We start from the raw sequence: 12797 nt of genomic DNA on the forward strand, positions 1-12797 counted from the left end.
ACCATCGACGTTGCCGACGAGAAGCAGCGGATACGCGCGCGCAAACTGACGGATTTCATTCGTCAGGAAGCCCTTTCGCTTGGCTTCGATCTATGTCGCGTCACAGCGCCGGACAGCATTCCGCTCGCACCGGAACGGCTGAGAGAATTTCTCGGCAAAGGTTATCACGGCACGATGGCGTGGATGGAAGAAACCGAGGCCCGGCGGGCGGAGCCGAAAACGCTGTGGAGCGATGTACGCTCCATCGTCATGTTCGGCCTCAATTATGGTCCCGACGAAGACCCACGCAATCTGCTCTCGAAACCGGACAAGGCAGCCATTTCGGTCTATGCCCGCAATCGCGATTACCACGACGTCATCAAGGGGCGGCTGAAGGAAATCGCCACGCGCTTTGCCGCACGCGCCGGCGAGGATGTGAAGGTCTTCGTCGACACCGCCCCGGTGATGGAAAAACCGCTCGCCGCCTCCGCCGGTCTCGGCTGGCAGGGCAAACACACGAACCTCGTCAGCCGCAGCCATGGTTCCTGGCTGTTCCTCGGCAGCATGTTCACCACCGCTGATCTCTGTCTCGATGAGGCCGAGAAGGATCATTGCGGCTCCTGCCGGGCCTGTCTTGATGCCTGTCCAACGGCGGCCTTTCCCGCCCCCTATCAACTCGACGCCCGTCGCTGCATCTCCTATCTCACCATCGAACACAAGGGGCCAATTCCGCATGAGTTCCGGCCGATGATGGGCAATCGCATCTACGGCTGTGACGATTGCCTCGCCGCCTGCCCATGGAACAAGTTCGCGGCCAGCGCCTCGGAAATGAAATTGCAGGCGCGCGAGGATCTGAAAGAACCGTCCATCGATTTCCTCCTGACATTGGATGATGCTGCCTTCCGCAGCTTTTTCAGTGGCTCTCCCGTCAAACGCATCGGCCGTAGCCGATTTATCCGCAATGTGCTGATTGCGGCCGGCAACTCCGGAAACCGGCAGTTCGTGGAACGATGCAAGGCTCTTGCCGAAATGGACCCTTCGCCGGAGGTACGCGGCATGGCCGCATGGGCTTTATCGCGGCTTATGGACAGACAGGAATTCCGTACATACTCTGCCACGCGCGCACCGGAGACTGATCCGGAGGCGGAAATGGAATGGCAATTGGCAGAGGCGTGAACCATGCATGTGATGATTTTTGGCGCGGGTTATTCGGGGAAAGCCATTGCCAACGCGCTGAAATCCCAAGCAGCAGGGATCTCCGGCACCACGCGCAGTCAGGACAAATTCTCTGGCCTCGCCAGCGCACACATGACGCCCTTGCTCTTTGACGGCGTCCAGCTCAATGATGAGCTCGTCGCTGCGATGGGCAATGTCACGCATCTCATACAATCCGTCGCGCCGGGCAAGGATGGCGATCCTCTGCTTCCGCTTCTGGGCGGCGACTTGAAAAAGCTCCTGCCCAATCTGGCATGGATCGCTTATCTTTCTACCGTGGGTGTTTATGGTGACCACGGCGGCGCTTGGGTGGACGAGACAACACCCTGCCGCCCCGTTTCCCCACGTTCTGTGGAGCGGGTAGCGGCTGAGGCCGCATGGACTGAAGCGGCCCGCGACGCCGACGCGCCGCTTTCCATCCTGCGTCTATCCGGAATTTATGGCCCGGGGCGCAATGCCTTCATGAATTTCGAGAAGGGAACGGCGCGGCGGCTGGTGAAGAAGGACCAGGTATTCAATCGCATCCGCGTGGAGGATATCGGCGCGGCGGTTGCCTTCCTGGCACAGAAACACGAAGGCGGCATCTTCAACGTGACCGATGATGAACCCTGCCCCCCGCAGGATGTGGTAAGCTTCGCGGCAGCGCTGATGGGAGTGGAACCACCACCCGAACAGGCCTTTGAAACTGCCGATCTAACACCGATGGCGCGCTCTTTTTATGGCGAGAACAAGCGCGTTTCCAACGCCAGAATTCGCGATCTGGGCTTCGATTTTCGCTTCCCGGAGTACAGGCTCTCGCTTCGACAATTATGGGAAAATGGCCTCTGGCGAGGCTGAAAAATGCCATCTCCAAAAGCGATGAAAAATCCTTCCAATCCCGCTTTTGCGGATGGTTTTCGTCTTATTTCAGCCAATTAGGATTTTATTAACCAAGCCGAAATCACTAAAATCGTAGTCGTTAGAAAAATATTTCACTCACATTTCGTGAAGTCGATTCACGAAGCCGTGACTTGCAACAGCATTCCCATTGAGCATTGATTCTGCGTTATTTTTTCCGCTTCTTCAAACGGGCGCGGCAATGGCAGCTACCGGCCGATGATCACGAATGTTACAGCCTGTAACAGTTCGTGATTTGAGATCAGCTTTTTTTCGCCATTTTTCCCTCGCCCTACAATCTCGCATCAAAAGGCGTTCAGGCCAGTTCATGGCCGTTTAGCAAGGGCACAATCAATCGGCGCGGGGCCGATTTTCAGGGAAGCACTGTTTTGAATATCCGTCGTATAACTTTCACCGCTGCAACTATCGCCGCCTGTTCCATCATCGCGCCTCTTCAGGCGAATGCGGCAAATGGTTGTGGAGGCGCATCGTGGTATGCGTTGACCTCCAAGACTGCTTCTGGCGAGCGTATGAACGCCGCCAATCTGACCGCCGCCCACCGCTCCCTGCGGTTCGGCACCAAGGTCAAGGTTACCAACGCGCGCAACGGCAAGGCCGTTGTCGTTCGCATCAATGACCGCGGGCCATTTATCAAGGGTCGCGTTCTCGATCTTTCCAAGGCTGCGGCCAAAAACATCGGCATGATCAACTCCGGCACTGCCAAGGTCTGCTACGAGGTAGTCAAAGCCGATTGAGCCTTGCCCTCGCCGCCATTCGCGTCTACCAACCGGACTTGTCAGGAAAACGAGGTAGACAATGCGATTAGGCGGGCGTTTGGCCGGAGCAATCGAAATATTGGCGGATATTGAGGGACGCAGGCGTCCCGTCGCCGATGCTCTGAAGGACTGGGGCCTTGCCCATCGTTTCGCCGGGTCGGGCGACAGGGCCGCGATCGGCAACATTGTCTATGATGCGTTGCGCATGAAACTGTCGCACGCCTGGCTGATGGATGACGACAGCGCCACCTCACTCGGCTACGCTGTTCTGTTGCGTCAATGGGGCAAGAGCTTCACGGAACTGGCAGCGGAATTCGATGGTGACAAATTCGCGCCTGCCGCACCGGACGCAGAAAGACAGCAGGCATTTCTCTCCCGTTCCCTTGCCGAGGCGCCGGCCCATGTTCAGGGCGACATTCCCGATTGGGTGCAATCTTCCTTCGAGACCGCATTCGGGGAGCGCTGGCTGACTGAGGCTCAGGCGCTCAATGAGCGCCCTACTCTCGATCTGCGTGCCAACACCTTGAAGGCGACCCGTGAAAAGGTTTTGAAGGTTCTTGAGGAAAGCGGCGCGGAGGCCACGCACATCGCCCGTCAGGGTGTTCGCATTCCCGCAGGCGAAGGCCCATCCCGCCTGCCGAACGTCACCGCCGAACTCTCCTTTCAGAAGGGCTGGTTCGAAGTGCAGGACGAGGGGTCGCAGATCGTCGCCGATCTCGCCGGCGCGCATGAGGGTGATCAGATCCTCGATTATTGCGCAGGCGGCGGCGGCAAGACGCTGGCCATGGCTGCCAGCATGAACAACAAGGGTCAGGTCCACGCCTTCGACGCCGACCGCAAGCGCCTTGCGCCGATCATCGAACGGCTGAAGCGGGCCGGCACGCGTAATGTGCAGGTTCATGACCGCGCATCGGGCCTCACGCCGTTTCAGGAAAAATTCGACCGCGTTCTCGTCGATGCCCCCTGCACCGGAACCGGAACATGGCGGCGGCGCCCCGACACCAAATGGCGGCTGACCGCGCGCAATCTGGAAGAGCGCGTGCAACAGCAGGGCGAGGCACTTTCGCAGGCCAAGGGATTCGTGCGCCCGGGCGGAGAGCTGCTCTATGTAACCTGTTCGGTGCTTCCCGAAGAAAACGAACAGCAGGTCCATCGTTTCTGCGAGCAAAATCCAGATTTTGCCATTGGTTCGGCGTTGGAGCGGTGGCAAACGACTTTCGGCAGCAATGCCAACAAACCGCATTCTTCCGACGGCAAGACAGTGACGCTCACGCCTGCAACCACAGATACGGACGGTTTCTTCTTCTGCCTGATGAAACGCAGAGCATAAAAGCATTTTGCATCCAGGGATTTTACCTGGGAAATACAGCACGGGCTTGTTTCAAAGCATTCTAAACTAGAATGTTTGACACAAGTTTGTGATTGGGTCAGAACTCGCTTGCCGCAGCGTGAAGTTATTTCATGCCTGCTCAAGGAGAGGGATCATGATCCGCAAAACCATTCTCAGCGCTTCTTTCGCGCTTCTTGCCGCATCGGCGGCTTTCACCGCGGTTCCTGCAAAGGCTGCCACCGACGCGGCCGCTGTTGTCAAGCACTATGCTGATGTCGCACATGCGAAATACGAGGATTCGCTGATCACAGCGAAGGCGCTGGATAAGGCCGTCGACGCATTGATCGCCACACCGAGCGAAGAATCGCTAAAGGCCGCGCGGGAAGCCTGGATCAAGGCACGTGTTCCCTATCAACAGTCGGAAGTCTATCGTTTCGGCAACCCGATCGTTGACGATTGGGAAGGCAAGGTGAACGCCTGGCCGCTGGACGAAGGCCTGATCGACTACGTCGATGGTTCCTATGGCACGGAAAGCGACGAAAACGAGCTTTATGTTGCGAATATCATCGCCAACCCGAAGATCAAGATCAGTGGTGAAGAGGTCGACGCCTCCAAGATCACCCCGGAACTCATCGAAAGCCTGCACGAGGCGGGCGATGTCGAAGCCAATGTGACGACCGGTTACCACGCCATCGAATTCCTGCTCTGGGGCCAGGATCTGAACGGCACCGGGCCGGGCGCAGGCAACCGCCCTTACACCGATTATGACAAGGCGAAATGCACGAACGGCAATTGCGACCGCCGCGCCGATTACCTTAAATCCGCCTCCACCCTGCTGATCAAGGATCTGCAGGAGATGGTCGACGCCTGGGCGCCGGAAGGCGAAGCTACCAAAACGCTGGAAGGCGATCCGAAGGCAGGCCTCACCGCCATTCTCACCGGCATGGGCTCGCTCTCCTATGGTGAATTGGCCGGCGAACGCATGAAACTCGGCCTTTTGCTGCACGATCCGGAAGAGGAACATGATTGCTTCTCGGACAATACCTATAATTCGCATCTCAACGACGCGATCGGCATCGCCTCGGCCTATACCGGCGACTATACCCGTGTGGACGGAACGAAAATGACTGGCGCGTCGCTCTCGGAACTGGTCGGCGCCAAAGACAAGGCGTTGAACGACGAGATGCTGGCGAAGCTGGACAAGACGCTGAATGCCATGCACGCGATGGAAAAGCGCGCTCAGACGGTTGAGGCCTACGATCAGATGATTGGCGAGGGCAACAAGGAAGGCAACGCCGTGGTTCAGGCCGCCATCGATGGCCTCCTCGACCAGACGAAGTCGGTCGAACGCGTCATTGCTGCACTCGATCTCGGCAAGATTGACCTCGAAGGATCCGACAGCCTCGATAATCCGAACGCCGTTTTCAAATAATCGGCAAGAACGGGCCGCAGGGAGACTGCGGCCCGTTCCTCCCCACACGCGTCTGACTTTCATGGAAATGTCTCTGTCGCCGATCCGTAGGCCGTTCTTATTCGCCGGGGCAGCCTGTCTTTTGGCGACGGCGACGCTTGCCGCATCCTTGCGTGACGATCTGACGGAAAATGACAGAAACCGCGTTCTTGCCGTAACCGCTCCGGCAATCGATTTTACCGGCCCGGAGCCTTTCGAAGCCATGTCTGGCGGGGCGTCGACCAATACCAACAGAACTGACAGCAACGCGTTTTCCCATCCGTCAGCCACCATGCCCCCGAAGCGGAGGCAGGATTTTAAGCTTGGCAACGCGCTGTTTCAGAAATTGTGGGTCTCTTCTCCTTCTTCCACGCAGGCTTCAGACGGTTTGGGGCCGCTCTTCAACGCCCGATCCTGCCAGACGTGCCATGTGAAGGATGGCAGGGGCCGTCCGCCTCTTGCCGGCGAAGACGCCGTCTCTCTGTTTCTACGGCTGGCAAGGCCGGCTCGAGACGAGGCGGAACGGACGGCGATCGCGCGCCATGAAGTGTTGAACTTTCCTGACGACACTTATGGACGGCAGCTTCAGAATCTTGCCATTCCCGGCCTTGAGGCCGAGGGCAAGGCTGTCATCACCTATACGGAAAAGCGAGTGTCCCTGGCGGATGGTGAGATGGTGACGTTGCGCCAGCCTGATTATGCCGTGGCAGAGTTGAAATATGGCCCGCTCAGCGCCGATACTTCGCTGTCAGCACGCATTGCCATGCCGACCCTTGGGCTTGGCTTGATAGAAGCTATCAGCGACACCGATATTCTGGCCAACGCCGATCCGGACGACAAGAATGGGGACGGCATTCAAGGACGTCCCGCTTGGGTCAAGGATCATCGCACCGGCGAAACGAAACTCGGGAGGTTTGGTTGGAAAGCTCAGAACGCGAGCGTACGCGACCAGAGCGCAAGCGCTTTCTCCCACGATATCGGCATCTCCACACCGGATGCGTCGAATGCCTATGGCGACTGTACCGACAGGCAGAAAAAATGTCTCGCCATGCCAACGGGCGTGCAACCGCGGCTCGGGCCAGTGGAGGCGCCGGATCAGGTTCTCGATCTCGTGACCTTCTACACTGAAAACCTCGCCGTGCCGCAACGGCGTGATGTCGGTGAGCCGATGGTGCTGCGGGGCAAGCAACTCTTTTACGCATCAGGCTGCACGGCCTGCCACACCCCCAAATTCGTCACCCGACGCGATGCCGCCGATCCGATGCATGCATTTCAGCTTATCTGGCCCTATTCCGATTTTCTGCTGCATGACATGGGAGAGGAGCTTGCCGATGGCCAACAGGTGGGCGAAGCAAGCGGACGACACTGGCGGACCCAGCCTCTCTGGGGCATAGGTCTGACAGAACGCGTGAATGGCAATGGTTTTTACCTACATGACGGGCGCGCACGCAGCCTGACGGAAGCGATATTATGGCATGGCGGCGAAGGGCAGAAAGCGCGCGACGCCTTTGCCGTCTTGAAAAAATCCGACCGGCAGGCTTTGCTGGCCTTTCTGGAGTCTCTTTAATGAAAAAAGCCATGCGAAAAATCTCCGGCCTCATATCCGTACTGATGCTTTTGACCACACAGCCGGCCATGGCCCAGGATGTGGAACTGATGCCGCCGCCACCGCTCGACCCCGCACAGGTACGCGGCGTCATGGAAAAGGCAGTGAACGGCTTCATCAGACCCGGCTACGACCACTTCCGACGCTCGGCAGAGACGCTGGAGGACAGCATGAAGGCTTTCTGCGCGGCGCCTTCTGCTACGACGGAGAAGACGGCGAAGGACGCCTTTGCCGATACCGTCTCAAGCTGGTCGACCATAGAGATCGTGCGTGTCGGCCCTGTCATCGAACAGAACCGTTTCGAGCGCGTCCTTTATTATCCCGATAAGAAGGGGCTCGGACTGAAACAGGTTCAGCGTTACCTTTCCGACAAGGATGAAAGCGTTACCACCGCTGAAGGCCTGAGTGGCAAGAGCGTTGCCGCACAGGGGCTTGGCGCTCTCGAATTCATTCTCTACGGCACCGGCGCGGACGAACTTCTTGATAAGAAGGGCGATTTCCGCTGCCGTTTCGGAGTCGCCATTGCCGGCAATATCGCCGATGTCGCTGCAGAGCTTTCCGATAGCTGGAACGCGGCCGATGGCGCACAGAAAAACTGGACGCAGCCAAGGCCTGATAACCCCGTCTTCCGCGACGAACGAGAGGCGCTGGTTGCCCTGCTCGGCATTCTGGTGCACGGCGCCGAGGCGATCCGCGACCAGCGGATCGAGACCTTTTACAAGGGGCCGGACAAGGCGACGTTTGCCCGCACCGCCATTTACTGGCGGTCTGGCCTGACATGGAGAAGCATCTCCACAAACATCAAGGCCATTCAGACACTGCTGCATACCGCCGATATGGCCGAACTCGTCCCCCCCGACCAACGCTCCATCGTGAATTCCATCGACTTCATTGCCAAATCGATGATCCGCGTGGCCGGGACAATCGATGCAGATGTGCAAAAGGCGCTGGATCAGAACGATCAGCGAGCGAAGGTGGATTATCTTCTGCTGAACGGCAAAGACCTTATCTACCGGTTAAACGATCAATATGGCAGCGCGATTGGCCTCAGTTCCGGCTTTTCTTTCGCCGATGGGGATTGAGCCGATGATCTCCGGCACCAGGCGGACACTGATAGATCGGCGCAGCTTCATCAAAGCGGCGGGAGTTTCCTTCCTGACCGCCTTGGCTCCCCGTCCACTTTATGCGCTTGAGCGGACAGACGCGGTCTTTGCGTCTGCCTTCCGCGCCCGTGACGGGTCCTACGGCATTGCGACGGTGAGCGAGGGCGGCGAGATCATCGACCGCGTCACGCTTCCTGCCCGCGCCCATGGAATGGCGACGAGCCGCGCGACCGGCATGACCGTGGCCTTTGCCCGCCGGCCGGGGACATTCTTTATGGCCTTCGACCCCGGGGGGCATCGCGAACCGATCGTGATGCACACGCCGGAAAACCGCCATTTCTACGGTCATGGACAGTTTTCGCCAGATGGGTCGATCCTCTATGCCAGCGAAAACGACTTCGACGGCAATCGTGGCGTTATCGGGCTCTATGACGCCAGAAACGGCTTCATACGCATCGGCGAATATGACGCGCATGGCGTCGGCACGCACGACATGACGGTGAGCGACGACGGGCGAACGATCATCATCGCAAATGGTGGTATCGAAACCCATCCGGATTTCGGCCGCACCAAGCTCAACGTCGACAGGATGCAACCTGCTCTCGTGCTGCTGGACGCCGCAACCGGCCATTTGATTCAGAAACACGCGATGCCGAACGGACTGCGGCAGCTATCCACACGTCATGTCGATATCGGGGATGACGGGCGCATCTGGTTCGCCTGCCAGTATGAAGGACCGCGCAACGATCTTCCGCCACTTGTCGGCCATTTCTCTAGGGGTGAGGAAGTAACCTTTGTGGATCTGCCGGAAGAAACAACGGTCCGCCTTGCCAATTATGTGGGTGCGATCGCCGTCAACCGACGCGATCAGCTGGTTGGCCTGACCTCGCCCAACGGCAACGCCGCCGTGACGCTGGATGCAAAAACCGGGCGTGTGGTTTCCGAGACGACAGTGCGGGACGCGGCAGGTGTTGCGCCCGCCTTAAGAGGCATCGCGGTTTCGTCCTATCAGGGGTTTTTCGGAACCCGGCGCAGCGATGTGGCATGGGACCAGCACATCGTGCGGCTATCCAGCTAAAATATTGAAAAAACAGGGGAACAAAAGCCCAGCCGGCGCATTGGACCGATCATGAGAAATCTTGCGATCTATATTGTCTTTGTGGTTGTCGTTGTTGCCGTAGGGGCGTTGATCGGCGTCAACAATGTGCCCGGCGAATGGTATCAATCGCTGCAGAAGCCTTTCTTCAATCCGCCCAACTGGATTTTCGGGCCTGTCTGGACCGCGCTTTACGTGCTGATCGGCGTTGCTGGCGCGCGGACATGGATTCGCAAGCCGATGGGAACGCGCATGCGGCTCTGGTTCACCCAGATGGTACTGAACTTTCTGTGGTCGCCGATCTTTTTCGGCATGCAAAGTCCGGCTGGCGCATTGATTGTCATCATCCCGATGCTGATCAGCATCGTCGCCTTTATAGCGCTTTCCTATCGTCGTGACCGCATATCAATGTGGCTTTTCGTACCCTATGCCGTATGGGTCGCCTTTGCGACGGTGCTCAACGCAAGCATCGGCATGCTTAACTAAAGTGCTTGCGCATTTCCAAAGGAAAAGCGCGCTGGATTTTTCCTAATTTCTCTAATTTGCCGCATCGCCCTTGTCTTGCCTGCCGCCCCGCGCCATGTCAGTTTGCGATGAGGCAGAAGCAGGCAGGCAGGCCATGGAGATCACTGATCCCGGCGATTTTCGTCAGCGGATAGAAAGAAGCTTTGCGCGGCAGGGCGTGGTTCAGGCGATTAACGCCGAAATCAGCCGTATCGAACACCGGCTGGTGGAAATCGAACTCCCTTTTCATGAAAAGCTGACGCAGCAGCACGGCATACTGCATGCGGGTGTCATCGCCGCCGGTCTGGATACCGCCTGCACCTATGCCGCCTATACGATCATTGAGCCGGAAGCCTCGCTGCTGACCATCGAGTTCAAGGTGAACCTCATGTCGCCGGGACGCGGCGAGCGGTTTCTGTTTCGCGGCGAGATCATCAAGCCCGGCAATAATCTTATCGTCGCCGATGGCCGCGCCTATGCCCTGTCCGATGGGCCGGCAAAGCTGATAGCCTCAATGACGGGCACGATGATGGTGGTGAAAGGACGCGAGGATATTACCGGATGAGCTACCGGCTTTCGCACGTCGCCGATAAATCCATTCTTTTCGTCATGGCGGCTTCTGCCGAATACGGCCCCCACCTTCAGGCGCGCATTACGCCCCTGATGACCGGCGTCGGCCCGGTTGAAGCGGCCATTTCGGTGACGGCCGTTCTTGCTGGTCTCGATGCGGCTGACCATCTGCCCGACCTCGTCGTTTCGCTCGGCTCCGCCGGTTCCCGCACGCTCGAACAGACCGCAATCTACCAGGCAGTGTCGGTTTCTTATCGTGACATGGATGCCTCTCCCTTCGGTTTTGCGAAGGGTTGCACACCGTTTCTCGACCTGCCGGCGGAGGTGGCCTTGCCATTGCGGATACCCGACGTTGCCGGGGCGCGGCTTTCCACCGGCGCCAACGTCGTTTCCGGCGAGGCCTATGGGCTGATCGACGCCGATATGGTGGAAATGGAGACATATGCAGTTTTAAGAGCATGCCAGCGTTTCGGTTTACCGCTGATTGGCCTGCGCGGTATTTCCGACGGCAAGGCCGATGTGAAACACGTGAATGACTGGACCGAGTATCTGCACATCATCGATGAAAAACTGGCGAATGCCGTTGACCGGCTCTGTCGCGCTATCGAAGACGGCGCGATAGCCCTCTGAACCTTGCGATTTTCGCGATTTTCTATCGTTTGCCACCCGCTTCCGGGTTGCCTAAAGCCGCCATTTTCTTTAAAGGCTCGCCATGACCCAGATAGCCCATCCCGACAGCATTCTCATCATCGATTTCGGCAGCCAGGTGACGCAGCTGATTGCGCGCCGCATCCGCGAAGCCGGGGTCTATTGCGAAATCCACCCGTTCCAGAATGCCGCAGAGGCGTTTGAGAAACTTCAGCCCAAGGGCGTGATCTTCTCCGGCGGCCCCGCATCTGTCACGGCGGAAGGAAGCCCGCGCGCGCCGCAGGCAGTGTTCGACAGCAAGGTACCGATCCTCGGCATCTGCTATGGCCAGCAGACACTGTGCACACAGCTCGGCGGCGTTGTCGAGGGCGGCCATGCGGCGGAATTCGGCCGCGCCGATATCGACATCAAGAAGGCTAGCCCGCTGTTCGACGGCTTCTGGGAGCAGGGCAAAAGCTACCCGGTGTGGATGAGCCATGGCGACCGCGTGACGAAGCTGCCGGAAGGTTTCGAGGTCATCGCAACCTCCGAAAACGCACCGTTCGCCATCGCAGCGGACGAGACGCGCCACTATTACTCCACCATGTTCCATCCGGAAGTGGTGCATACGCCCGATGGCGGCAAGCTGCTGTCAAACTTCGTGCACAAGATCGTTGGCCTGAAATCCGACTGGACGATGGCGGCCTATCGCGCCGAGATGATCCGCAAGATCCGCGAGCAGGTCGGCACCGGCCGGGTACTCTGTGCACTTTCAGGCGGCGTCGATTCTTCGGTTGCAGCTATTCTCATTCATGAGGCTATCGGCGACCAGCTGACCTGCGTTTACGTCGATCATGGGCTGATGCGGCTTGGGGAAAGCGAACAGGTCGTCGGCATGTTCCGCGACCACTACAATATTCCGCTTGTTCATGTGGACGCATCCGACCTGTTCCTCGGCGAACTCTCCGGCGTTTCCGATCCGGAAGTGAAGCGCAAGACCATCGGCCGTCTGTTCATCGAGGTTTTCGAGGCCGAAGCGGCCAAGATTGCCGCCGATGGCAAGGGTGCTCCGAACTTCCTCGCGCAGGGCACGCTCTACCCCGACGTCATCGAAAGTGTCTCCTTCTCCGGCGGCCCTTCGGTGACCATCAAGAGCCACCACAATGTCGGCGGTCTTCCCGAGCGCATGAACATGCAGCTCGTCGAGCCGCTGCGTGAACTCTTCAAGGATGAAGTGCGCGCTCTTGGCCGCGAACTCGGCCTGCCGGAAAGCTTCATCGGCCGCCATCCCTTCCCCGGTCCGGGTCTTGCGATCCGATGCCCCGGTGCGATTACCCGTGAAAAGCTCGATATCCTGCGTAAAGCGGATGCGATCTATCTCGACGAGATCCGCAAGGCCGGTCTTTACGACACCATCTGGCAGGCTTTCGCCGTGCTGCTGCCGGTCCAGACTGTTGGCGTCATGGGCGACTACCGAACCTATGACTTCGTCTGTGCGCTGCGCGCGGTGACCTCAGTGGACGGCATGACTGCGGATTTCTATCCCTACGACATGAACTTCCTCGGCCGTGCGGCAACCCGCATCATCAACGAAGTGCGCGGCATCAACCGTGTCGTCTACGATGTCACGAGCAAGCCGCCCGGCACGATCGAGTGGGAATAGGA

12 protein-coding genes are annotated in these 12797 nt (G+C 58.5%); all 12 read left to right on the top strand.

The window, feature by feature from the left end:
* Positions 1-3 precede the first annotated feature (3 nt).
* The 12 genes from queG to guaA all read left to right on the top strand — a co-directional run bounded on the left by queG (position 4) and on the right by guaA (position 12795).
* On the top strand, positions 4-1155 hold the full coding sequence (queG, locus tag BLU28_RS03475; protein ID WP_035206811.1) for a tRNA epoxyqueuosine(34) reductase QueG: 1152 nt from the start codon (positions 4-6) through the stop codon (positions 1153-1155).
* A gap of 3 nt (positions 1156-1158) precedes the next feature.
* Positions 1159-2031, top strand: coding sequence for an SDR family oxidoreductase (locus tag BLU28_RS03480; RefSeq protein ID WP_077986572.1), 873 nt, complete (start codon positions 1159-1161; stop codon positions 2029-2031).
* Positions 2032-2459: 428 nt separating this feature from the next.
* A complete protein-coding gene (locus BLU28_RS03485; RefSeq protein ID WP_004439454.1) occupies positions 2460-2825 on the top strand; it encodes a septal ring lytic transglycosylase RlpA family protein in 366 nt (121 codons plus the stop codon).
* A 61-nt stretch (positions 2826-2886) separates the two neighbouring features.
* Entirely contained in the window at positions 2887-4176 is a 1290-nt protein-coding gene (locus BLU28_RS03490; RefSeq protein ID WP_077986571.1) for an RsmB/NOP family class I SAM-dependent RNA methyltransferase, read from the top strand.
* A gap of 154 nt (positions 4177-4330) precedes the next feature.
* Positions 4331-5608, top strand: a complete 1278-nt coding sequence (locus tag BLU28_RS03495) for an imelysin family protein (protein ID WP_077986570.1) — start codon at positions 4331-4333, stop codon at positions 5606-5608.
* Positions 5609-5675: 67 nt separating this feature from the next.
* Positions 5676-7193, top strand: coding sequence for a di-heme oxidoreductase family protein (locus tag BLU28_RS03500; RefSeq protein WP_376779240.1), 1518 nt, complete (start codon positions 5676-5678; stop codon positions 7191-7193).
* Positions 7193-8314 (top strand): imelysin family protein, encoded by a 1122-nt coding sequence (locus BLU28_RS03505; protein WP_077986568.1) that lies wholly within the window; start codon positions 7193-7195, stop codon positions 8312-8314. Before BLU28_RS03500 ends, BLU28_RS03505 begins: the two co-directional genes overlap by 1 nt.
* A 4-nt stretch (positions 8315-8318) precedes the next feature.
* Positions 8319-9413, top strand: coding sequence for a DUF1513 domain-containing protein (locus BLU28_RS03510; protein WP_077986817.1), 1095 nt, complete (start codon positions 8319-8321; stop codon positions 9411-9413).
* Positions 9414-9464: 51 nt separating this feature from the next.
* Positions 9465-9917 carry a TspO/MBR family protein gene (locus BLU28_RS03515; RefSeq protein WP_006699711.1) on the top strand — a complete coding sequence of 151 codons (453 nt, stop codon included), beginning with the start codon at positions 9465-9467 and terminating at the stop codon, positions 9915-9917.
* Between the two features lie 133 nt (positions 9918-10050).
* Entirely contained in the window at positions 10051-10500 is a 450-nt protein-coding gene (locus BLU28_RS03520) for a PaaI family thioesterase (RefSeq protein WP_003520131.1), read from the top strand.
* On the top strand, positions 10497-11135 hold the full coding sequence (locus BLU28_RS03525; RefSeq protein WP_077986567.1) for a 5'-methylthioadenosine/S-adenosylhomocysteine nucleosidase: 639 nt from the start codon (positions 10497-10499) through the stop codon (positions 11133-11135). The genes BLU28_RS03520 and BLU28_RS03525 overlap by 4 nt, the downstream gene beginning before the upstream one ends.
* Positions 11136-11217: 82 nt before the next feature.
* Complete coding sequence (guaA, locus tag BLU28_RS03530) at positions 11218-12795, top strand: glutamine-hydrolyzing GMP synthase (protein ID WP_006699712.1); 1578 nt, start codon at positions 11218-11220, stop codon at positions 12793-12795.
* Positions 12796-12797: the final 2 nt, after the last annotated feature.

Source organism: Agrobacterium pusense, assembly GCF_900102105.1.
In the GTDB taxonomy this organism is placed as follows: Bacteria; Pseudomonadota; Alphaproteobacteria; order Rhizobiales; family Rhizobiaceae; genus Agrobacterium; species Agrobacterium pusense.

What these genes read in the sequence shown, in the direction of transcription:
- BLU28_RS03490 (WP_077986571.1), top strand. Translation starts at nt 2,887, where the DNA reads ATGCGATTAGGCGGGCGTTTGGCCGGAGCAATCGAAATATTGGCGGAT.
- BLU28_RS03525 (WP_077986567.1), top strand. Translation starts at nt 10,497, where the DNA reads ATGAGCTACCGGCTTTCGCACGTCGCCGATAAATCCATTCTTTTCGTC.
- BLU28_RS03480 (WP_077986572.1), top strand. Translation starts at nt 1,159, where the DNA reads ATGCATGTGATGATTTTTGGCGCGGGTTATTCGGGGAAAGCCATTGCC.
- BLU28_RS03500 (WP_376779240.1), top strand. Translation starts at nt 5,676, where the DNA reads ATGTCTCTGTCGCCGATCCGTAGGCCGTTCTTATTCGCCGGGGCAGCC.
- BLU28_RS03515 (WP_006699711.1), top strand. Translation starts at nt 9,465, where the DNA reads ATGAGAAATCTTGCGATCTATATTGTCTTTGTGGTTGTCGTTGTTGCC.
- guaA (WP_006699712.1), top strand. Translation starts at nt 11,218, where the DNA reads ATGACCCAGATAGCCCATCCCGACAGCATTCTCATCATCGATTTCGGC.
- BLU28_RS03520 (WP_003520131.1), top strand. Translation starts at nt 10,051, where the DNA reads ATGGAGATCACTGATCCCGGCGATTTTCGTCAGCGGATAGAAAGAAGC.
- BLU28_RS03495 (WP_077986570.1), top strand. Translation starts at nt 4,331, where the DNA reads ATGATCCGCAAAACCATTCTCAGCGCTTCTTTCGCGCTTCTTGCCGCA.
- BLU28_RS03510 (WP_077986817.1), top strand. Translation starts at nt 8,319, where the DNA reads ATGATCTCCGGCACCAGGCGGACACTGATAGATCGGCGCAGCTTCATC.
- BLU28_RS03505 (WP_077986568.1), top strand. Translation starts at nt 7,193, where the DNA reads ATGAAAAAAGCCATGCGAAAAATCTCCGGCCTCATATCCGTACTGATG.